Genomic DNA, 22,053 nt, shown 5'->3' on the forward strand with positions numbered 1-22,053 from the left:
GTAGACTAATTGATGCGCACCGACCAACCGTCGGTTGTAGTGGTCGGAAGAACCAATGGAGAAGGTGAGCCCCTAAGTTGAAAACTTACTCCCCACTGAGCTAATATGGCAGTAAGCTTCTGCTCTAAATCGTTACGGCCCGCAACCCTGTTAGCATACCGCAACTTAAACGCTGTAGGTGAGTGGGCCGACAAACCAGGCGTGGGCTTTTCAACAATAAAAAGCACCACTTCAATTGGCGTTGCTTTTTTTAATATTGCCATGGGCCGTAAGCCATCATTATCAACTCTCTCGGCAATAAAAAGGCCAGCCATCGTACTCAGTGTTTTGCGCAAAACAGACTCTTGAAGTACTGCATTTAGCGTCTGCTTTGCATCGGGCTCTTTTCGGTAATCTTTTGCCTCAATGAAAACAACCCGAGCGTCACCTGAAGGCCGACACACAATGTCCATGCCCCTAATATTCTGCACGTATCTAATTACAGTCTGTCGGTAAAAGCCGCCTACTTCATCATATTGAGTTACTTCCCACGCTGGCAAAAAATCAAAATCAACATCTTTCTCACTTATTGTTGGCATCGTCTTGGGAGAATACAATAGTGAGCTTATCTGCCTGGTCAATTTCTTCGTCGAGTGCTACAATGTCAGGCAATAGCTCGAAATCTTCCTTCATGGTTACTCGAGTGGATTCACCTGGGCTGGCATTTAGACCGAAATATCGAATTGGTAGTGGCTGAGTATCCTTTTGGCGACTGAGAATATGAAATTGCTTAAGAAGAAACAGGCTATGTGTAGCTAAAATAATTTGGAATCCTTGTTGAGCGAGTTCAGCTAGTACTGCGGCCAGTTTCTTGAGCAGTGCCGGATTAAGGTTAGCTTCTGGTTCATCCCAAAAAAGTGTTGCTTTGGGAGTAAGGCTACCATTAGAAAGCAATTTCTGTAGCGTTCCGAATTTGCGTAGACCTTCTGCTACCATATTCATTTCCATCCTTTTCTCTCTAGGGGCAGTCAAATAATAGCGTCCGCCCTCTTCTTCAACTTTCCCTCCTAATAACTTAGTTAATTTATCGAGGGCCACTAGTACTGTCGACTCAGGTTGCCGCAATGGTAGGCGGCTAAGTTGAGTAAGCAAATCCAAATATGTTTCATCTAATGGCAGTATCACTTGACCGGAGGCAGGCAACATCCAACTGAATGTTAAAACCTCTTTTGCGGGTATGAAAACTGGATGCAAAATCTTTCGCTTCATAGCGCCAACTTCTTTTGAGGTTATCGCTAATGGCGAAGGTTTTAAATGAACAAGGGGAGACTCCTTTGCGTGTGACTGGTCAAAGGTGAAACTTCCAAAATCTATCCTTTCATCATAAACTTCAAAATTCACTGATGCCTCATTGTCTTCCCTCCCGCGCCGAACAAGCTCACCCAATTGCATTGGGGCTGGACGGAAAATTTCTAATAAGACATTTCCTAAGAATGAATCGTAGATTCTTTGCGATAAAGTACCACTTAGCTTATTTGTAGCATCAGAAGTATCATGTGCTGTCGATTCTATCAACCGGCCTACTAAACCTTTTAAAACCGCATAGCCCAACTTCAGGACATGGCTTTTGCCAGTGCCGTTGGTACCAACCACCACGTTCAGCCCTGGGCCGAACTCAAATTCGGCCTCAGCGAAAACGGTGAAATTCTTGATAAACAGGCGCTTTAACATAGCCTAAATCTATAAATATTACTGCCCTATTTTATCTAGCTGCTCGTTGAGCAGGCGCTGAATGTCCTTGTCTTCTAAGGGTTCGTTGCGGACCTTTTTCTCGTGGTAGGCTTTGAGCACACCGTCGAGCCAATCTTCGGGGAGGCCGGCTTCTTGAGCGAGACGGTTGATGAGGGCGAGGTCGTCTTTGCGAATACCGTAGTGGACGAACGTAGCGTCGAGTCCTTTATTCATGTGCTGTAAAGTGACTTACTTTTGGATAGATGAGAGAACACGGCGGGGCTTGGTGCAAACAACGGTCATATGGCAAGAACTGCCGCACAAGCCCATGCCGTTAGCTTCAATACGGACCATGTATGCAGGTGGTCTTTGTCGCTGGTAATAGGGCCTTGTGAGTACCGCCAGCTGCCTTCGTGAGGTAGCACAATGCCACCAACTAGGCGTTTGCCTAAGGCATTTTGCTCAGTCATGTATTTAACCAATGCATTGTGCTTGAGCACAGCGGTGGGGTCAGACCCGGCTGTTTTGGGGTCGAATATGCCAAGGGTGCCGTCGCCGAAGAGGACCAAGAAGTCCGGGTAGAAAAGGTCGGCGTCACCGTCTATTTCCGCTTGAGGCGTGAGGTAGTAAGGAATGGCAAAATGCTCGGTGCCCTGCTGGCCATTCTTGTACCACCACTGCACGGCGCTGCCTGGAGCAGCTTCCAGCAGCTGTAGGAATTGGAATTCGGTGCGGCTGTCCATTAAGTCGTCGGGCTTAGCCGGGTCGCGCTGGCGCAGCAGTACGGGCTGCATGATGGACTTAGGTGCTTCAAAATACACGTCCTGAGGGGCGTGGCGGCGGGGCGTGGGCACTTCCCAATCGTCACGCTGGTCGAGCTGACGACGGCGGTCGTGGGCAGCCTCGGCCATAATCTCTTTGTATTTGCTCCGGGCCTCCCCTAGCAGGTCGGTGAAGGCTTGCTGATTGTGCAAGACAATGCGGTAGGCCTCGTGCTCATAATACCCGAGCCATTCTTCAAACCATAGCTTAAGATGCAGGCGGACCCGCTCGTGAGAGGCGTCAGGCTGGTAGTCGCCACAATTGCGATAGCAAAAATGCTCGTATAGGCTCTGAATTTCGTCGGGGGTATGGGCAAACCGCTCCTTGTGGGTGGCTTGTACCGCTTCCACATCAGCGCCGTCCAGATGCACATCGGTGGGCACCACAATGGGCAGCTCCTGCACGTTCAGGTTAATGAAGCCAGCTTGTACAGCGCGGCGGTTACCCTCTTCGTAGGGCACGCCGGCCACGACATCTTGGGTGAGGCCAAACTTCTCCTGGGCTACAGCAAACAGTGCCTCTTTGAAGCGGTAGCCAATACGGTTGCGCTCGGTACGGCGGCCGGCGGCGTATGAACGCAGCTGCAGGGGCTGGTAAATATCCTCACGGCGCTCGGCCCATGACAGGCTCAGATAGTCGGCCGACTCGGGCACTATTTTGATGAGGTCGCGATTGAGGTTGGTATATACGTAACCCACGTTCAGGCTTTCATCGGGGTAGTGCCGCTGCTCGGGCATGCGCAGGATGCGCCCAACGGTTTGAACGGCAAAGTTTTCCTGCTTCAGTTCGCGGTATATGAGCAGCACAGAGGCACGCGGGCAGTCCCACCCGAGGGCAATGGCCTGCTTGAAAAGCAGCACTTCCACGGGGTTGTTGTCTCGGGAAATGTCGTCGAGGTTTTCCTTTTCGCCGCTGAGCCAGATAGCCAGCTTGCCGTTGGCCTCGTTGATGCCGTACATGGCGGTGAGGTATTGCTCTACCGTGGCCCGAATGTCACGGTCTTCCTGAGTTATCTGCTTTCTGTCGCTGGGCAGCTGAATGAGCAACAAGGGATTGATATTGGTGCCCTGGGCGGCGTAGGCAGCAGCCAGCTCCTGGCGACGAATAAGGGCTTTTTCCAGCAGCACCACTTCCAGAGCGCGGCCTTTTTGCTCTTCCCGGACGAGAGCAGGATTTAGCTCTACGCCTTTTTTTATCATCTCGGCCTTCACTACGTCCTGACGGTCGACCTCGACGTAGTGTGGTGAGTTGCTGAGGGGCGTCGCTGATACGCGGATTTCCAACCGAGCTTTTACCTGAACCAGGAAAGCTTCGGCTTTGGGGCCGCGGGTGGCTTCAAGGTGTTCTTCATCAATGATGACTACCAGCTCGGTGCCGTTGAGCTCGGTATTGCGAAGGAGTCGCCAAATGGTGTGGCCACGCTCGTTGGGCGTGGTCAGGCGGCGGTTGTCCTGATTTACGCTAGCCCAATTGAGGAACAGCACGTCGTTGGGCTCCAACACGGAGTCAGCAGATGCGTCAAGCGCATCATAATCAAGCGTTCGCACCTCACGGGTGCTATCAAAGAACCGGGAAAGGCTTTTGAGGGATTGTTCGTGCAGGCGACCGGGAGCTAACCACAGATAAGCCACCTTGCGCCGGTTGGCAGGGAGGGTGAGCTCGACGGGGAGCGTGGAGGCTAGGTCGCGAAGCAGCAGCGCCAGCGCGACAGTTTTTCCGGAGCCGGTGGGTGCCTTGAAGATGAGCTTTTGGCGGAACGTACCGTAGGCGAGCAGTTTTACGGTTTTGTGCCGGAGCAGCCGCACGGCTTCGTCGCGATAAGGGAGCTGGTGGAGTTGCATGAAATCGGGTAGGGACGACGTAGCGGGTGGTGAGGCCGGAAAAATGAAAGGTAGAAGCCTATAAAAATTTAACTGTCATGCTCGTTCGGCTGCTTTGGCAGAAGCACGACAGCACAACTACCCTACCCGGCTGGTTGTACGGGCCTTTTTATAAGCTTGTAGTAGGGCTTCGGGCACTGCGCAAAGCTCTGCACCACGGCCGGCGACGGGCTCAAAGTCGTCGGTGTAAGGGTCATGGCCATCGGCGAAGACGTAAACGAAAGCACGCACGGCCGATATTGTACCCGCGGGAGGTAGCAGAGCATCGAGTAAGTCAACGGCGGCACCAACGGCTGCCTCATCATATACCATGAGCACAAACCGCATGCTGGCTGTTGGCTGATTGCCGAAGAGGCAAAGCTCAGAGTGAGCGGGCACGGACACTAATGGGAAATGGCAACCATCTTTGAAACAGAGCAGTTCGGTGGCGCGGCGAACTAGGGCACGCTTGTGCTCTACGCGGCGGCTACTTTCGGCAAGGGCTGTACGATAGTAACGCAAGCTGTTGTTGGATAGCCCTTGCACAACCATTCCCTTAGGGGTAGTATAGCCCTGGATTACGCGTCGGTTACGCTCGTAGGTAACCTGCTCGCAGATATTATTCTCATTGTTCGTTACCAGAATACAACGACGTGTACCGCCGTCTTCCGCATTCAACGCCATTGTAGCGTGTAACGTAGTGCCAGAGCCAGCGAAAAAATCAAGGACGAGCGCATCTGAATCGTAAGCTATCTGTAATACACGATGAATGAGTGAAGTAGGCTTAGGTGTGCTGAATAGTTGGTTTTTTTCAGCCTCGTCAAATAATTCAAGTAATTCCTTTTTTGCTTGGTCATTGTGACCTGCAAACTCATGGTCCCACCAAGTATTAGGAACTGTTCCACCTCCTCCAGCCAGAGTATCCCTATACCTTTTAAATGCTGGTGTTTTCCCAGTACCTTCTTTCCCCCAATACACCAGATTCTCCGCGACATTCTGAGAGTGCCTTTCTTTACTATAGCGCCAAACCGCAGTTCTCTTCGGCCATATCTCTTCGCCTGTATTTGGATTGATAACAGGGTAATATAGGTTAGGCCTCTCTTCAGCTGACTTATTACAAGTGTAATTATCAGCTCGATATACTCCCTTTTCATCCTCGTGACGGTACTGAGAATTGTTTTTGTCACTTCTCGCCACTAAACGTCTCTGCCATTGCTCTGTATTCCTATAGACTAGAACAAAATCGTGCATTGGTGCAATCGTTTTATGGTCATTGGAACCAGCATATTTCTTTTGCCACATTACGTTTGCCACGAAATTTTCCTCGCCAAAAATCCCATCACAAAGCAGCTTTAACTGTGCCTGCTCATTGTCGTCAATTGAGATAAAAATTACCCCGGTTTCCTTAAGCAGTTTTTTGGCAAGCTTGAGGCGCTTGGCCATAAATGATAGCCACTTTGAATGACGGTAGTTATCCTCCCGGTCCACGAAATGGTCGTTGTAAATAAAATCTTTATTGCCTGTATTGTAGGGCGGGTCGATATAAATGACATCGACTTGGCCAGCGTGAGTGTAGTTGAGAACAGTAAGGGCATGTAGGTTGTCGCCTTCGATGAGGGTGTGCTGAGGAGCGGTAGAGTCAGTAGCTACTATGGCGCGCTCAGGCACTTCATCGAGAACAGGTAGATACTGGCGCAAGTCCTCTTCTACTTTTTCGGGTTTTTCTTCCCATACTAAGCCGTACTGCTGCTGGCGGTCGAAGAGGTTATTCAGTTGGGCGCGGTCGGCATCGGAGAGGCCGGGCGTATCGAGCAGGCGGGCGCGGAGGTCGGCGGTAGGAGTCAAAGGAGTGGAAATCGAATAAAAAATAAGCCGCCGCAAGTGGTCGGACAGGCAAGTTACGGTCAGCAAGGGCGCGGCGCAAGCGGATAGCAATGCCGTTAGCTAGCAAGGGTGCCTAATGTGCACGGCTTGAGCATTCAACCGACTAGTCCACTGCTGGGGTGACCGTAGTGGGGGGAGCAGTTGAAGGGGCTAGAGCTGGCGCAGCAGCCGTGAGCGGCTGGGCTAAACCAGCGGTTTGCAGGGATTGCCGAATGGCCTCTCCCACCTTGCGCATTTGATTGCTGGAATACGTGCCCGGTGCATGGGCCCACCCATCGATAGTGTGCAGGAAGCGCACCTCGTAGTGCCAGTAATTCCAGCAGTTGGGGGCGTGGCAGGCGTGCACCTCAAATACTCCACGTACGGTATCCAGCTGGTAGTTTTCCACTTCTGCCACATCCAGCACATAGGCATCCCACGTACCCGGAGCAGCTTCGTGCATGTCAGCCGGGGTTGGCGGTATCACGGCTTGGCCGGGAGGCCAAGGAAGGCGCAGGTATTCTTTGGCAGCCTGTGTGGTGGGCTCCCAAGCAGCATGAGTGACGGCAAATTGTCCGAGTAGGTTCACGGAAAGGCCTTCAGGCAGGCGCTGTGCCGGCGAACCTAGTTGGTCAGGGCGCAACAGCGGCCGGCCGTTGGGCGCGGTTTGTGGCAAAAAAACGGTTGGGGCATCCGTGCGCCGTAGTAACCAACCGGCGGGCACCTGGGCCGCCGTCAGCAGTGGGGAAGCAGGTTGGGGCAGCAGGTTGGCGGGATACGGCACGCGGGCAACTAGGTAGAAAGCGGCAAATAGGCCATGGTGGCCTCACTCGATGGGTTATACAAAATGTCTAACTGATACCAGCGAACCCGTGGCTTGGGTTAGCACATCATGTAAGCGGTTCAAGGTGTCCAGTAACGGTCCTTCTGTACCACCTCGAAGTTGGCCGTGGGCATCGTATACCGACACCAGGGTATTGTCTTCCTCTTCCTGTTGGCCGGTGTTCTGCGTGGGGTCGAGGCCAGGGCTGAATAAGACAGAAACGTGCACACTGCCAGCGCCAGCGGGCAACTCAGCTCGCACGTGCAAGCTCTGCTCGTAAGTGAGCGTTGCTACTAAACTTTCGGGAAGCAATAGCTGCCATAGCATCCCGGCTACCAGCCCCACTCCTGTTTCAATATGTTGAGGTCTAATACCGGCGTAATAGTCAGCTTTCTGCCGAAGCTGCGCACGAATAGAAGCCATTTCGCTCACCATCTTCTCTAGTAGCCACTGGGGCAGCACTGCCGGTTGCGGTCGATGAGCCCGGCCTGCTACTTGGAAACGAATCACCTCTGGCCGCTCCAATCTACTCCCAGAAGTATATGCTCCGGTATATTGCCTTGTATCTCCGATAGTTTCCATTTCAGTCCCATACCCCACGTGCCGGTTGGCCCAAGACTGGGATAGGGAACTGTAGGTGGATAGAGAAGCAAGCGTAGGCATTCGTCTGGAATTGTGTAGAGTGATTAGGGATTTGCGTTGTTACGCAGGCTCGTCGTATTGTGGTGATAAAGCCTTTAAGTACTGCTCATCGAGTAGCCCAAAGAATACTTCTTTTTCGCGGGTATGGGCTTGGTCGATGCGCTGGAAAAGCGTATCCAAATCAGCGGTAACTGTTTCAGCTTGTACATACACGTCAAACACTGAACGTACATCGGGCCGGCCTGGTACTCGCTGGTTGTCCATCAAGGTTAAGCCAACCCGAAAGCCAGCAGGGTCCGCAATTGTGACCTGATAACGGGTGCTTTCCGGCGCAGGCAGACCGCCCAAAGGGGGCAGCTTTACCTGTAGCTGCTCATTGAGCACCATCCCTGGCAGTGCGTTGATGTAGCGCACACCAATGCGCGGAAAGTCAGCAATCTGCCCGGTGGCATGGAGACGACGAACCACATCTTGAATTAGAGGCAGATAAATAGGCCACCCGAGGTACTGGTCGGGCAGGCAGTTGAATACTAACCGGCCGGGCTGGATGCGCAGCATAACACCACTACCCTGGAAAACAGCATCGATTGAAAACGGACCAGTTTCTAGCAGCTCCATGGCCTGCCGTTCGTAAGTAAAATCGGGATGCAGGGCTTTATGGAAAAAGCCAAGGGCTAGCTCTGCGTGCGTGCGTGGTGTGTATTGCACCTCCACCAGCGTATCGAGCAGAGCGTGCGGCGTAATACGGATGGGGAGCGGGGTTACAGGCATAATGGGGCAAGCAATTAACAACAAAATCAATATAAAAGGCTTGGCGGCCACGAAAGTTTACATATTTGGCCATATTTCGTCTTCCTATCCCAATTAGCAGGTTTTGCTTCGCGCCCTTTCGTTGTTATGTCTACCTATTTAGAAACGCAGGTGGCCGTGTATCGGCACCTACTGGCGCGGCACGTGGCGGCACCTGAGTTTCGCTTCTCGCTACGGCAACTCTTCTCTCGCAAGCCTGGCTCGACGCAAGGACTGTTTATTGGGACTGAACAGTCACGTTATTTTGCCTTTACATTGTGGCAAATCCCTATAGGGTTTCCAGGCTCGGCCATGGATCTTATTGATTACATCATTCGGTTGAACCCGGACGGGACCTACGCACTACGGGTAGAATTCCTAGTAATCAAAGATGAAGGTGTGCCTGGAGCCCGCATGCACTCCAACACATTAGCCAGCCGCGACCTTATATGGGAGCTTCAGCGCCAAACGTGGCCAGCTCCAGTGGAATGGGTATCAGCACCGGCACATAACCGGATGCTGCAGCTCACTTACACCAGCGCCCGGCAGCTACCCGATGTACCCTCGCTACTCGCGGCCCTGGACGCCTTGATAGATGCTACTCAGCCCGGTATTGATGAGGCCGTGGCAGCCCACGCTGTCCGCACACCGGGCTGGTTAGGTCAGCGGATTCCGGAAGCACAATTTGTGGCCATGCGGCAGCGTGCCGAGTCGCGCTGCGCCGGCATCCTAGCAGGCCAGTTCCCGGTGCCCACCCGGCAGGCTGTGGCCTACTGGTGCGCCCAAGTGGCTGGCGACTCGTTGGCCTGGGCAAGTTTCCGGCGCCTGAGTGAGGTCGCGCCACGGTTTGGCACCATGCCCACCGATGGAGGGCTGAACTTTGCAGCTGGCTCACCCACCGACCTAGAAGCTGGAGCCCGGCAACTGCGGGAAGTGCAGCCCCACGATTTAGTGGTAGTGGTGGACGGACCGCGCCAAGTACTAGGCGTGGGCATGGCAATGGGCCGCTTCTCGTCTAACGCTAATGCCACGCCGCCATTTTCTTGCCCCGTGGAGTGGGTGCTGACTGAGTCCGTTACGCTGAACGGAACACCATTTCTAACAGGGGTTCCCTGGAGCCGAACCCATCAATGGGATGCTATTCGGGACGCCTATGCTGCCCTAGCACCAGATGCCCTGGCTGGGCTTGAGGCCCTACTCGCGGGCACGGCAACTCCCGGAGATGCTGAAGAACCTGAGGTGGAATATGGCGAAGCTGCAGAAGCCGAGCCCGCGTACTGGTGGTTGAACATCAACCCTACCTATTGGAAAATAGATGATTTTGAAGTGGGTCAGGAGCAAATCTGGACGACCCATAATGATAAAGGAAACAAGCGAACCATATACAAGTACTTTCAGCAAGTAGAGCCTGGCGACCTAATTATCGGCTACGAAACCACTCCGACAAAGCGCGTGAAGGCAGTGTTAGAAGTGGTAGAAGGCGTGCACCTGAATGAGGACGAGCGAGAGATAATCACCTTCACGGTGAAGGAATTTGTGCGGGAAGAGTTGACCCGGCAACAGCTAGTGCTGATGCCCGAGCTGGCGCAGTGTGAGCCGCTAATTAGTGCGCAGGGGAGCTTATTTAAGCTTACGCCCGCTGAATTTGAGGTCATAGTGGCCCGGGCGCAACGTATCGTGGCGCCAGCTTTACCCCCCTACACGCACATTGATGCTGCAATGGACCTTTTTCTGACGAATAGCCAGATTTCGGACCTGAAGGTGGCGTTGAAACGCAAGAAAAATCTAATTGTGCAAGGGCCGCCCGGTGTGGGAAAGACCTACGTGGCGCGTCGTTTGGCTTGGCTACAAATGGGTGAGCAAGACAATAGCCGGGTGCAATTGGTACAGTTTCACCAGAGTTACAGCTATGAAGACTTTATTCGAGGATGGCGGCCCACAGAAAGCGGCGGCTTTGAGTTGGCTAACGGGGTTTTTGTGGAATTTGTCCGGAAGGCGCAACACGACCAGGCGCACGACTATTTCTTTATTATTGACGAAATAAACCGGGGCAATTTGAGCAAGATTTTTGGAGAATTGCTCATGCTACTTGAGGCAGATAAACGAGATGTGCTGTACGCAATGCCGCTCACTTATCGCAAGAAGGATGAAGCCCCATTTTACCTGCCGCCGAATCTGTATGTCATTGGCACGATGAATACTGCAGACCGTTCGCTGGCAATGGTGGACTATGCCTTGCGGCGTCGCTTCACCTTCGTGGACTTGGTACCAATGTTAGGCCATAAGCTAATTCAGCACCTGCGTGTGCTGGGCATAGAGGCTGAAATGGGGCAAAAGGTAGTAGGCCTGGTAGAGCAGTTGAACGTGACTATTAAGGCCGACAAAAACCTGGGCTCAGGATTCCTCATTGGTCACAGCTACTTCTGTACACCCCTGAATGGTGCAGAACCGCAGGAATGGTGGAATGCCATTGTCCACCATGACATCGCGCCATTGCTTCGCGAATACTGGTTTGACAACACGGACCGGGCGGATAAAGCTATTTCGGCGCTTCAGTACACCGATGCCGAATGAGTATTCCGGTACAGAATCTTTACCATCTGCTCACCTATGCATGGGACCAACTTGATGAGGCAGAGACAGTAGCCGTGTCAGCTGAACCGGCAGACCAATTACTGGACCTGCTGGCGCGAGTGCTAGTAAAGGGTACTACACACGTGTTGAAACGGGGCCTTGCCCGTGATTATGTGCCCGAGCAAGAACTGACTGGACGCCTGCGAGGCAAGCTGATGATTGGTGAGTCGATTCGACAGCAAACGCTGCCTACGGCAAGGGCTTGGTGCGCCTTCGATGAATTGAGCTATGATGTGCCGGTGAACCGACTTTTGAAATCGGCCTTATATCATGTACTGACGGCGCCGGTACTGGCGGAGTCACTGCGCCGGGAAGTGCGAGCACTGTACGTTCGCTTGGCTGACGTAGCCTTGGTCCCTTTGAGCGACCTGCGCGTGTATGAACAGGTGCGGTTGCACCGCCACATGGCTCACTACCGACTGCTACTAAGCATTTGCCGCTTGGTACACGAGGAAGTGTTGCTTACTCAGGAAACAGGCGACCATCTTTTTAGTGACTTCACTGGCAATGATAAGCGCATGGCAGCTCTGTTTGAGCGATTTGTGCGCAATTTTTATCTCCTGAGACAAAAGCACTATAAAGTGCAGGCAGAATCATTGAAGTGGGCATTGCACACCGCAAATCCGGCGGCCGAGGCGGTACTACCCAGAATGAAAACCGATGTTTCGCTCACAGCTGACGACCGTAAAATCATTATTGATTGCAAGTATTACCGTGAAGCGCTTAAGACGCATTACGAAAAGGAAAAACTAATTTCCGAGCACCTGTACCAGTTATATGCCTATATGCAACACGCGCGGCTGCAATTACCGACGCGGCCGATACGGGGCATGCTCCTGTATCCGGTGGTGCAGAAGGAAATGAGATACGATTATCAGTTAGCAGATACCGAGCATGGGGTCAGCATCGCGACTGTGAATCTTAACCAGAATTGGGCTGACGTGGAGCAAGAGTTACTTGGCATATTAACAAGCCCTACTTAGTCAATCATAGCAAACGGGCTCTATTAGTTAAAATGCACTGGGAGCTAGATCGTGAAAAACCTCGGCGAAGGTTACAGCTAGTATTAGCTTCATCGGTAGCACCATTTCGGTGCTTGGCAATGTCGAACTAGGCGGTAGCGGTGGTTGCTGTGCCGTTCCTCGTACTCGGCAATTATAGTATTCGCCACGCTAGAGGGAGACGATGCAGGCGGTGTCTTACTCCAAGCTGCCGGACCTACGCAGTTACGAGAGCAATTTCCAATAATTAGACATTTAAAGTTTAGGCAAACACCTTAGTGGCCTAACACCGCTCCATCTTATAAGTTACTTCATGCGCTAAAAACTCAACATACTTTCATAATTCTATTCCAACATTTTACTCGTCAAAATGGCACGCAGAGGAGGGGCTTCTACCCTAACCGGGGTTGATTACCAGATACTATATACTGCTAATCGATTCGCCGAAGCAGTTACAGTAGATAGTATTCTAGTGCTTCGACCCGAAGCTCATGTTTCGGAGTTAGCTGTAAACCTAGATGCCGGCCTTGAGCAAGAGGTACCAGGGACGCCAGCCGTCGACGACCTTACGATCACTCACCGCAATGGGCTGACTGAATATATTAGCCTCAAACACCAAGCTGGTCAAGCGGTTTGGACTACCGCGCAGTTTATCGGCCGTGATGTTCTGGATAGTTTCTTTAGGCAACACCAAGCGAATCCGGCAGCACAACTATTACTGGTCACTCAATCTCCAGTTGAGACAGACCTTCATGCCTGTATTGAGCGCGCCAAACATGCAACTGGTGAAACGCTGAGCAGTTTAGGAAGTGGGCCGGCTGCTATTTATCAGAAGCTGGCTTCTTACGTGCGTCAGCATTATTCTACAGTACCAACCAGTGATGACGACATTCTGAGGTTCTTGAGCCGGATAGACTTTCTCATTGACTCAGGGGCGCTATTGCTGCAAAATACATTGCTGCGGCTCCAACCCCATACGCAGGACGCGCAGGCGGCTAGCAACGTGCTTTATCAGTACGCTATGCAGGCTGGTAAGCAGCAGCATCGTGTTACTCCTGATAGCATTCGCCAAGAACTTGCCCAGCAAGGCCAAGCCTTTATACTTCCTCCCACGCAAGCTAGGATCATAGCGCAGTTCGAGGCCGTGAGTTCTACTCTTAATACTGTGCCAGCCACTATCGGACACCAACCAGGATATCATATTGATCGAGCAGATGTGACCGAGCTTGTAGAATGGATATTAACTCCATTACCTGACCCAAAGCCAAACGAACTAGTTGCTGTCCGCACTAGTCGAATTGTTATTGGTGGGGCTGGGGTCGGCAAAACAGTTGTATTACGAGATGTATATCGACAACTGCGGCAGCATAATATCCCAGTGTTAGCCCTGAAGGCCGACCGAACTAAAGGAAATACTAAAGGCGCTTTGCTAGATGATATCCGGGCAAATGGCCTATTAGCACCCTTGAAGCAAGCCCTAGCGGTAGTGGCGTCAGCCGAACGTCCAGCTGTCATACTCGTTGACCAACTCGATGCCTTGTCCATGTGTCTAGGAGCCGAACGAGGGCTGCTTACCAGCTATACTGAGTTGCTAAACGACCTGCAGAGCCTTCCAAATATTCGTTTTATTCTTTCCTGTCGTACGTTCGATTTAAAGCACGATCCAGAACTTGCTCCGTTTCGTGAAGCGAAGCAGATAGAAATAACGGGGCTAACTACCGAGCAAGTAGCACAAGGCCTGCAAGCCGCAGGAGCCGGTTCAGTGGAGCGTCTAGCGTTCGATTTAGTTAAGCTGCTGCAAATTCCGTTGCATCTGTCCTTATACTGTGTGCTGGACAACGAAGCCCGCTCCGGAGAGCCAGTTACTAGCCTGCAAGGTTTGTATGACAAATTGCTTTTTCAGTTTCTGCTTAATTCAAAACGGCTGCCGGTTAACGTTAAAGCCGATCAGGTAAAAACGTACCTCTACGAGCTGGCCGAAACAATGTACAAACGCCAGCAGCTAACACTTTCCGAGTTTCAGTGGCGGGAGTACGATATCGATGCGTTTAACTATCTGAATAGTCAAGCAATTTTGGTTACTACTGGCCCCTTAAATCAGCAAATTACCTTTTTCCATCAAACATTCTACGAGTACTTATTTGCTAGGCAATTTGTAGCTAAAAGCCAATCATTGACTGACTTCGTGCTGACTTCCGGCCAAGGCCTATTTCTAAGGTCATTAATTCAGCAGGTGCTTGTTTTTCTGCGTGGATCCGATTTTACAGCTTACTCGCGCGACCTAAGCCATTTGATAACGGCTGACACTTGCAGGTTTCACATCAAGTTGCTTGTTACCCAATTTCTGGCAACCCTGCCTAGGCCTGAGCTTACTGAAATTACGATAGCACGCGAGGTTTTTCTAGCCAACGAAAAACTGGCTCAGCCCTTTGTCGAGGTAACTACCGCCCGGCCGTGGCTGGAACTGTTGACGGAGTCAGCTGTCTTTCAGCGGCTTTTAGTGGGTATAGAGGCTATGCCTGCTGGAAACGATCCATCTTTGCCCCATGCCTTACTCTGGACCTTAGCCAAACATGGTCCTGATTTGCTGCTTTCCAAGTTGCCGTTGTTGCCTGAAGGCCCCTACCGCACCGAATGGCTTGTGAAGGTGATGGATGATATGGGCACCTTCGCTGAACCTGGTTTTCTAGATCTATTCGACCAAGTTTTTCAGGGAGAACTGAGCCCGTGGCAGCAACTCATGCAGTGGCATATTCTCGGAAATCAAGCTCAAAGCCAACCAGCATGGGTAGCCGAACGGACCTTATACCTATTGGCTAACGCGCCTTTTGATGAACACGAGCCCAATAAACATGGGGATCATTTGGAAGCTGAAACCCTTAAGCACATTTGGGAAAAGGATGAGCATCTATGCTTCAATCTATGCAGCCGTTTGCTCCGCACTTGGATATATCGAAATGGCTTACATCGTAATACATTACTCTTAAATTACGCCTGGAGGTCTGACCCTCACAAATTACTCCCCGTGCCTTACTTCCTTAATAAGGATGTTGCTGACCGGCACCAAGCTCCACACTCTGCCACTGATGCAGTGGTATACTATAGCTGGAAGTACCTAGAAAATCCTGCCAACGCCACCCACCCAGGCTACTTCCATACCGTAGCCAAATGGCTCAATAGTCGCTCTAAGCTCTTGGTGCAAATGGCGCTCGCCGCCAGCGCAGCCAGCCCACTTATGCTTGCTGGCCCGGTGCTCAGACTGCTGCTGAAAAAGGAGTGGTTAAGCAAAGCAACGCGCCAAAATCATATTGGGTATTATACGCGTCAATTGTTGCCCTATGCATGGGATGTGGCAGCACCTGAGCAACGCACTATGCTGGCCAGCAAAATGGGGGCACCCAACTTGGTTACTGATACGAAGGTGTATATCGACAGTGATGGCCAGCGGCGACGCTCTACTAGCCACTACGGCCGCAACGTACAGTATTATCTGCAAAGGCTGGGGCGGGAGCGTTTACAGGAGTATCCGGCGCTTGTAATGATGCTTGCTGAATTCACACGGCGCTGGGGTACGTTGGCAGACAGTGAACCCAGTCCAACGGGAGCTAGATCTTGGGGTTATCCTACGCCAAGCACCAACTGGAAAACAGACAAGATGCAGCCAGCTAATTGGCTGCGAGCGCTACGGAAGTATCGCAATAAAGAAGAACCAGATTTTTTTTCTGATGAAGGTACTTATGAGGGCTTATGTCATCACGCTGTTCAGCTCATCAAAGAGAATTCAAAACAGTGGATAGAAATACTGGACTACCTGATTGAGCACAAAGATGAAAGCATCGGCAGGCTACTGCCAGAATTGTGTGAGGTCGATGCCACGAATGCAGCCTCATTGGTAGAAAAAGCCTACGACAAGCAGCTACTTGGTCAAGAAACATATAGCCGCCTACGGCGTCGGTTGCGCACGAAGTCTGTCGATTATGAACAGGGCGTAGAGGCGGAATTTGTCCAGCACGATCTGGATGTAATTCTAGCCAATTTGACCACCGAAAACGATATGACTACTGACGGAAGTGATACGCGGCGCGATTTATTAATGTCAGCCATGAATACCACTGGCGCAAGCGAACTTCACTCCCTGCTTGGTGAAATACTCCCTGAGGCTAAAGTCTCTGCTTTAATAGACGTGCTTCACCATGTAGCAATTGAAGGCGCTTTACCTGTCCGTGCCGCCGCTGTCAACCGTTTGGCCATGCTATTGCGCACGTCAGTATCTAGCTCAACACTGGCAAACCTATTTATTGAAATTGTCGGCACAAACTATAAACTCTTGGCAGTAGGTCAATGGTCCTTAAACTTCCTTGCCTGGCGCGAACCGAAGTCAATGTTTGATTTAATGGAGAATGCCATTAATGATGCCGAAGCGCACGAGTCTATTACCCGCGTATTAACTGTTCGGTGGGGACACAATGATGCTCGCGCCTTTGGACTACTGGAAAGAATATGGACTCTAAACCCGAGTATGAGAGCCACAACTATTGACCAACTAACTGTTGGCTATGGTGTCTGGACTAATACTCAGGTGTTATTCGAGGCTATACACATATTCTTATTAACTGAAGTAGACAAGGCATTAGTTAATGAATTTGACGATATTTTTCGTGAATTCCCTGTCGAGGACCTACTATTAATTAAGCCGTTACTACCAAAATACTTACGAATATGTACCCCATATTTTGAATATCAGCACTTCTTTCTCGACTATTTAGCTCGTTGCGTTAGTCAATACGCTGCGGAATGTGTGCAGTTACTAACGGTCTTCTTTCAGGAATTAAACAAGACTCGAAGAAGGTACTATTATAGCCGTGACGCGTTAAAAATTTTGATTGAGGCTTACACACGTCTTCCACATCAGAGCGCTCAAGATGCTGACGTTCAAGCCGCTCTTGATCTATTCGACGAACTTTTGGAAAGGCCTGACGTTAGAAATGAAGAACTGAAAAAGGTGATGAGCGAGGTGTTATCTTATTGACTTTACGAATTTGCTCAAGCTTCAAGCACTTGCTACTAAACTTCAAAAAGGTGATCAAGACTCATAACTACTCACGGACTTCGTCACCCGTACATTAGTTGAATAGTTATATCAGCTGTACGAACTTGCTCAGCAACAGAACATAATATCATTCCATTGGCCAGCTAGAATGACATGTTCAGTGAGGGCTCGGCAGCATGTTCGGCTCCATTCACCGCATCGCATTTAGGTTATAACTTGTAGTCCTAGGATTAGATCGTCCTCCCATCCCTCATTTTTGAGTGTAGTTAAACAAATAGGGTAAAACCTTCAAGGCAGGCGCGTAGGCGCCAGCTCTGCTCACTTAATGTTTTGCGGAGCTATTTGACCTCGTACTCGGAGGTTTTACTCTATTTGTTTGACAGCACCCTTATAACGAAGACATACATTAAGATTTGAGCTCTGCTATAAGCTTTCAGTTATAAATTTGACAATAGCTTCCTTCCTCTTTTGAATCAATTCTTTACTCCACACTCCTACTTTCCCACTTAATGTCTGGATTTCTCTTTGCTGTGCTAAGTAAGTGTAGGAGGCACGCTTTTCCAGGAATGGTTGATTTCCTACCGAGCAGTTGTGGGATTTAGAAAGCAATAGGTAGTTACCTAAGCAATCAATGAATTTGTTTTTGAAGTCATCATCATAAGTAGGATAGCCTGCTGCTACTGGTTCGCCCTTGGTAGGAGTTTGCGGGGCTATATGTTCCAATTCAGGGTCCTTAACCGCATTAAAACGCGTAAAGGCATATCCGCTTTTCCCTTTGCTTTCCAAGTGGTTCTCGTATTTCCATAGCAGAAATTTAGCTGTGGACGGTTGCATCCAACCTTGCAGAGCCTTGTCCAATTCGGTATTATTCCAGTATGCATACCACCATTCGGAAGTGGTTTTTAAAAAATTCACTCGCTTTAGAATTGGCTGGATACTAGCATTGTCCTGCGTGAAAGCAGCGTAGACATCATTCATACGTGAAGTCAAAACTGCCTTTGTTCCAATTACTTTGCTGCGCATGACTAAGGATTCCAAGGATGTACACAACTGGCAGATTTCCTCAACCGATGTGCAGAACGAATAAGCTTTAATGATAAAGGGAATCACCAAATTGAAACCACCAAGGGTTATTATAGAGTGTATTTCATGGTGCTGCGGCTCATCCTCCGCATAGAAGGTAGCTAAGTGCTGAAAACTGGTATAAAGTGCCAGGGTAAACGCTTGAATGAATTCAATGGGAGTTGAGCCGGCCAGCTTCTGGTTGACCCTGTTGAGTGGGTTACTCTCAGTCAAGGAGTTGAAGTATACCTTCGCGGTGTAGGCTAAGACATCGTCTTCTTTAAACTTGCTTTCTATGCAAGAGATAGACTTGTAAATGCTCTCGAAGCGTTCTTTAATGATCCTAATGAGTTCGTCCTTCTCGTCTCCACCTTGCAAGTGCGCAGTGAACATGAACTGAGCTTTAATTAGCTCTAGGTTAGAAGGACTCTTGCCACGGTTGTTTTGAAAGATGAACATCTGAATTGCTTCGGATTCATCCTTTACCGGATGGGTGGAACAGGTAGCAGAGCTTACGGTTGCCAGCATCTTAACCAAGTAGTCTTCGTCTTTGTCGGAGAGAACACGTGTGAAAAAATCGAACGCCTCGACAATGCGTTTTGCAGAGGTTGTTTTCAGCCCACGGTTGTCTTTTCTCTCCTGATTGATTACATAATCCTTAAAGAGCTGACGGTCGTAATCTACTGTTTCAAAGTGGTAGGTAGACCTTACCTTAATCATCGATTCATAGCTAGTCTCTTCTTGTTCCGTCAATGCTCGCAACGCCTTTAAGCGAGCAAACAGAGCTGAGAGAAAGATAACGATGGTAGTGAGCCGCTGCTGTCCATCAATCACGGCAAAGTCTTCAGTTGATTTTTCTTCAAAAAGAAAGTGTCCGAAGTAGTAGGGTGTTTTTGCTGAGCTGAGGTTATACTCTTCCAAGTCCTGGAGAAACACTTTAACCTGCTCAGTGGCGTTGGCTTTCTTTAACAAGGTATCCCAAGAATAGGCGCGCTGATAAGCAGGAACAAAAATCTTGTTACCGTTTAGCATTTTCTTGATAGTAGTAGATGATTCCATATTGTTGACTTGTTTTTGAGACGATTATTGTAAAGGGCATGAAGTAGTTCTCAATAGATACCCTTGTTATTCAAAAAGTGTCTATTAGGTAGATACAGCCCCGAGCGAGGATTCAGCGCGTGTAATGCATGGGGACGCGTTGACGACTAGGGCGGCCCTTGAACAAAAAGAAGGCCGGATGTAGTGGGTTTACCGACAAAGCTGACTACTAATTTTTACTCCTATTCAACCTCTAAAGGCTGCTCAACTATTTTTTTTAGTAATTGATATACTAATATTATTAGCAATACGTATCTTGGGGGCCGTGCTATTCCCTCCTATTGCTATGCGTGCTGTTGAACTGCTCCCCGCCACGTCGCGGCCGGCTTCCCCTCCCCGGCCTCGGACCACGTGGACGAGACCTTTGATCTGAACCGGCTGTTGCTGCGCCACCCCGACACCACGTACCTGGTGCGCGTGATCGAGGAGAGTATGAGCGGGGCCAAGATCCACGCTGGCGATTTGGAGGCCGGCCACAACCACATCATCGAGCAGTGGGCGCAAACGGCGAACAGCTGGTTGACGCGACCAATTCAATTTAAAGTCGCGGCCAGACTTTATCCGCTTTTGAGGTTTACCCATATATAGTCCCTGCCTAATCAGCGAATGACTAGGCGCCGGACACCAGCGGCGGTAAAGGCGCAACCGCGGCGGGTCCGATAGCCGGAGGCCGTGAGCTGGGCCGCTATGCGCCGGTAGTCCCACTGCAGACTGCGGTAGAGCCGCGCCAGCTCCGCCGCCTGTCGGTTGGCCAAACTACTCTGGGCATTGAGCTGCCGCTGCGCCTGCCCCTTGGCCCGCGCCTCGGCGGTGAGGTTGGCCGGCGTGCCCAGCTGATGCCCCCTCGCTTTCTTGGCCGCGAGCGCATCACGGGTCCGGGTAGAGATGGCCTTGGCTTCTTTCTCGGCCACGGCGCCCAGCACGTGAATGGTAAACTCATCGGCCGCCGGCATGTCGACCGCCTTGAAGCGCACCCGACTTTCCATCAGGGCCGAGAGAAAGGCCAGGTTGCGGGCCAGCCGGTCGAGCTTGGCCACCAGCAGCACGGCCCCTGCTTCCTTGGCGGCATGCATGGCCGCCTGCAACTGGGGTCGCGTGTTCTTTCGCCCGCTCTCCACTTCGATGAACTCGGCCACGATCTGCTCCCCCTGCAGCAGGAAGGTGCGCACGGCGGCCTGCTGGGCTTCTAGGCCCAGACCGCTGAGCCCCTGGCGGGCAGTACTCACGCGATAGTAGGCAACATAGTCGGGCATGGGCAGGAACGGCGAGCGAAAGTAAGACCCAAAACTACCGTTTTTTCCTAATGTATCATTACATAAACGGACGTTGAAGTAAGGATACAAGACCTACATCACCCTTTTCTCCGGCCTCCCCGGTTGCGGCGCTATTGCCTTTACGCCCCCGGCTTATCCGATCAATGGCCCCGGGTCTTCCATCCCCGCGCGCAGGGCCGCCAGCGCAGCGAAGCAGCTTGCTAGCCCGGGCCCGGTTCTGCTCATGGCCCGGGTCACGGCGCCCACGAGGTAGAAATCGATCCTGAACTGATCGAAGCCCCGCTGTAAGGCCGCCATGGCTTCGCCCAGGCCCGCGGGCTGTAGCCGGTCAACTGAGATAGGATAGATAGCGCGCATACAGGCGGAGGGCTACCTCCCGGTTGCGGGGGTCGGTCGTCCTGATTAGGTCGGCGTATACTACTAGCGGATGCACGGCTGGGGCTCCCCTATGCTCCTTGGCCAAGGTGGTCTCCATGGGTCGCAGCACCTCTATTGTTCCCTGGGCATCGGGGATCAGCCGTAGCCGGCGCATGACCTCGCTCCTAGAAGCGGTGGTGTACAGCGTAAAATATTCCGGCAGCAGATACCCCTCCAGCAGCAGGTGCGCGGCCGGTTCCCCGCCCCAGGCCATGTCGGCGCCCAATTCTACCTGCTGCCAGCCCTGCCGGGCTACGCCCGGATCCAGCCAGCGGTAGCGCTGCGGGGTTAGCTTGGGGCGTACCACTTCGCCGTAGGCATCTACCCAGCGGCGGAGCACGTGCGCGGGCTCCGTCCACCGGCGCTCGCCGGCCTCGTCGCGCAGTAAGCCCAGCTGTTGCAAGCTCCGCAGCAGGATGCTCACGGAGCCTAGCGCGACCTGGGCCTGCCCGGCCATGGTCCGGTAAGTGGCCTGCAGCAGTGCCGGCTCACTGAGCAGGTGATACAGCAGCTGCACGCCCGCGGGCTGAAAAGCCCGGTGCGGGGTTGGTTGCGCTGCCAGCGGCTGTCGCTGCCCCCGCACCAGGACGAAAAAATGGCGGTCGGCCGACTGTAGATAGGCATTACCCGCGGTATCGAGGTAGTGAATAGCGGAGTGGCGCAATTTCTCCCCCTGCTGGTCGCTGATATATGGAACGATGAGCACAACCGGCTCCCGGGAGGTCGGCTGGAGCGCGCGGAGGTTCCCGATCGTCTCCGGTTGTACCCGCAACCTGGCATTGACGATAAACAACTGTTCCTGGGGGCCAATGCGCAGACACCCATTCCCTCGATGGTCACCGGGGGCTACTGGCGGCCTAGGCTCCCTTCCAAACGCCTCCAAGCGCGCGGACAGCCCAGTGCTGGCTTCCAGCGCCTGGCAAGCCCAAAGGATCAACTGTTCTTCTCCGAATGTGTTCACTATTCTTGTATGTTCACTGTTAATGAACATACAAGAATAGTGAACAAT

The 22,053-nt window shown here is 51.7% G+C and carries 14 protein-coding genes and 1 pseudogene; 4 read left to right on the forward strand and 11 right to left on the reverse strand.

Translation table 11 applies throughout. The features are described 5' to 3' along the window. Positions 1–5 precede the first annotated feature (5 nt). The 8 genes from ACW9KT_RS19495 to ACW9KT_RS19530 form a co-directional block, all read right to left on the reverse strand. Positions 6–578 (reverse strand): hypothetical protein, encoded by a 573-nt coding sequence (locus ACW9KT_RS19495; RefSeq protein WP_457083516.1) that lies wholly within the window; start codon positions 576–578, stop codon positions 6–8. Next, the gene (locus ACW9KT_RS19500; RefSeq protein WP_457083518.1) at positions 562–1,710 is read right to left on the reverse strand and encodes an AAA family ATPase; all 1,149 of its coding nucleotides are present in this window, start codon (positions 1,708–1,710) and stop codon (positions 562–564) included. The genes ACW9KT_RS19495 and ACW9KT_RS19500 overlap by 17 nt, the downstream gene beginning before the upstream one ends. Before the next feature lie 18 nt (positions 1,711–1,728). Beyond that, positions 1,729–1,944, reverse strand: a complete 216-nt coding sequence (locus ACW9KT_RS19505; RefSeq protein ID WP_457083520.1) for a DNA modification system-associated small protein — start codon at positions 1,942–1,944, stop codon at positions 1,729–1,731. Between the two features lie 65 nt (positions 1,945–2,009). Then, positions 2,010–4,373 carry a DEAD/DEAH box helicase family protein gene (locus tag ACW9KT_RS19510; RefSeq protein ID WP_457083522.1) on the reverse strand — a complete coding sequence of 788 codons (2,364 nt, stop codon included), beginning with the start codon at positions 4,371–4,373 and terminating at the stop codon, positions 2,010–2,012. A 117-nt stretch (positions 4,374–4,490) separates the two neighbouring features. Next, positions 4,491–6,236: a site-specific DNA-methyltransferase gene (locus ACW9KT_RS19515; protein ID WP_457083524.1), complete on the reverse strand. Its 1,746-nt coding sequence runs from the start codon at positions 6,234–6,236 to the stop codon at positions 4,491–4,493. Positions 6,237–6,378: 142 nt separating this feature from the next. Further along, positions 6,379–7,038 carry a hypothetical protein gene (locus ACW9KT_RS19520; protein ID WP_457083526.1) on the reverse strand — a complete coding sequence of 220 codons (660 nt, stop codon included), beginning with the start codon at positions 7,036–7,038 and terminating at the stop codon, positions 6,379–6,381. A gap of 54 nt (positions 7,039–7,092) precedes the next feature. Then, positions 7,093–7,587: a hypothetical protein gene (locus ACW9KT_RS19525; RefSeq protein ID WP_457083528.1), complete on the reverse strand. Its 495-nt coding sequence runs from the start codon at positions 7,585–7,587 to the stop codon at positions 7,093–7,095. Between the two features lie 192 nt (positions 7,588–7,779). Continuing rightward, the gene (locus ACW9KT_RS19530; RefSeq protein ID WP_457083530.1) at positions 7,780–8,490 is read right to left on the reverse strand and encodes a TIGR04255 family protein; all 711 of its coding nucleotides are present in this window, start codon (positions 8,488–8,490) and stop codon (positions 7,780–7,782) included. Between the two features lie 126 nt (positions 8,491–8,616). Here ACW9KT_RS19530 and ACW9KT_RS19535 point away from each other — a divergent pair, with 126 nt between their 5' ends. From ACW9KT_RS19535 to ACW9KT_RS19545, 3 genes are all read left to right on the forward strand, one after another. After that, positions 8,617–11,082 (forward strand): AAA family ATPase, encoded by a 2,466-nt coding sequence (locus tag ACW9KT_RS19535; RefSeq protein WP_457083532.1) that lies wholly within the window; start codon positions 8,617–8,619, stop codon positions 11,080–11,082. Then, positions 11,079–12,125, forward strand: coding sequence for a 5-methylcytosine restriction system specificity protein McrC (locus ACW9KT_RS19540; RefSeq protein ID WP_457083534.1), 1,047 nt, complete (start codon positions 11,079–11,081; stop codon positions 12,123–12,125). Before ACW9KT_RS19535 ends, ACW9KT_RS19540 begins: the two co-directional genes overlap by 4 nt. Before the next feature lie 388 nt (positions 12,126–12,513). Continuing rightward, positions 12,514–17,172, forward strand: a complete 4,659-nt coding sequence (locus ACW9KT_RS19545) for an NACHT domain-containing protein (protein WP_457083536.1) — start codon at positions 12,514–12,516, stop codon at positions 17,170–17,172. A gap of 444 nt (positions 17,173–17,616) precedes the next feature. Here ACW9KT_RS19545 and ACW9KT_RS19550 read toward each other — a convergent pair whose 3' ends face one another. Next, on the reverse strand, positions 17,617–19,314 hold the full coding sequence (locus ACW9KT_RS19550; RefSeq protein WP_457083538.1) for a DUF262 domain-containing protein: 1,698 nt from the start codon (positions 19,312–19,314) through the stop codon (positions 17,617–17,619). A gap of 363 nt (positions 19,315–19,677) precedes the next feature. On the opposite strand from ACW9KT_RS19550, the pseudogene ACW9KT_RS19555 reads away from it, so the two are divergent. After that, positions 19,678–19,941: pseudogene (locus ACW9KT_RS19555) on the forward strand (S24 family peptidase); the annotation flags it as partial. An 11-nt stretch (positions 19,942–19,952) separates the two neighbouring features. On the opposite strand, the gene ACW9KT_RS19560 reads toward ACW9KT_RS19555, so the two are convergent. Both ACW9KT_RS19560 and ACW9KT_RS19565 read right to left on the reverse strand, forming a co-directional pair. Continuing rightward, positions 19,953–20,696 carry a recombinase family protein gene (locus tag ACW9KT_RS19560; protein WP_457083540.1) on the reverse strand — a complete coding sequence of 248 codons (744 nt, stop codon included), beginning with the start codon at positions 20,694–20,696 and terminating at the stop codon, positions 19,953–19,955. 259 nt (positions 20,697–20,955) lie between these two features. Continuing rightward, positions 20,956–22,035 (reverse strand): type IV toxin-antitoxin system AbiEi family antitoxin, encoded by a 1,080-nt coding sequence (locus ACW9KT_RS19565; RefSeq protein WP_457083542.1) that lies wholly within the window; start codon positions 22,033–22,035, stop codon positions 20,956–20,958. Between the last annotated feature and the right edge of the window lie 18 nt (positions 22,036–22,053).

Source organism: Hymenobacter sp. HD11105 (assembly GCF_054051685.1).

Excerpts from the sequence above, each read along its gene's own strand:
- ACW9KT_RS19510 (WP_457083522.1), bottom strand. The coding sequence starts at position 4,373 with ATGCAACTCCACCAGCTCCCTTATCGCGACGAAGCCGTGCGGCTGCTC.
- ACW9KT_RS19565 (WP_457083542.1), bottom strand. The coding sequence starts at position 22,035 with ATGTTCATTAACAGTGAACATACAAGAATAGTGAACACATTCGGAGAA.
- ACW9KT_RS19505 (WP_457083520.1), bottom strand. The coding sequence starts at position 1,944 with ATGAATAAAGGACTCGACGCTACGTTCGTCCACTACGGTATTCGCAAA.
- ACW9KT_RS19495 (WP_457083516.1), bottom strand. The coding sequence starts at position 578 with ATGCCAACAATAAGTGAGAAAGATGTTGATTTTGATTTTTTGCCAGCG.
- ACW9KT_RS19530 (WP_457083530.1), bottom strand. The coding sequence starts at position 8,490 with ATGCCTGTAACCCCGCTCCCCATCCGTATTACGCCGCACGCTCTGCTC.
- ACW9KT_RS19545 (WP_457083536.1), top strand. The coding sequence starts at position 12,514 with ATGGCACGCAGAGGAGGGGCTTCTACCCTAACCGGGGTTGATTACCAG.
- ACW9KT_RS19550 (WP_457083538.1), bottom strand. The coding sequence starts at position 19,314 with ATGGAATCATCTACTACTATCAAGAAAATGCTAAACGGTAACAAGATT.
- ACW9KT_RS19540 (WP_457083534.1), top strand. The coding sequence starts at position 11,079 with ATGAGTATTCCGGTACAGAATCTTTACCATCTGCTCACCTATGCATGG.
- ACW9KT_RS19535 (WP_457083532.1), top strand. The coding sequence starts at position 8,617 with ATGTCTACCTATTTAGAAACGCAGGTGGCCGTGTATCGGCACCTACTG.
- ACW9KT_RS19500 (WP_457083518.1), bottom strand. The coding sequence starts at position 1,710 with ATGTTAAAGCGCCTGTTTATCAAGAATTTCACCGTTTTCGCTGAGGCC.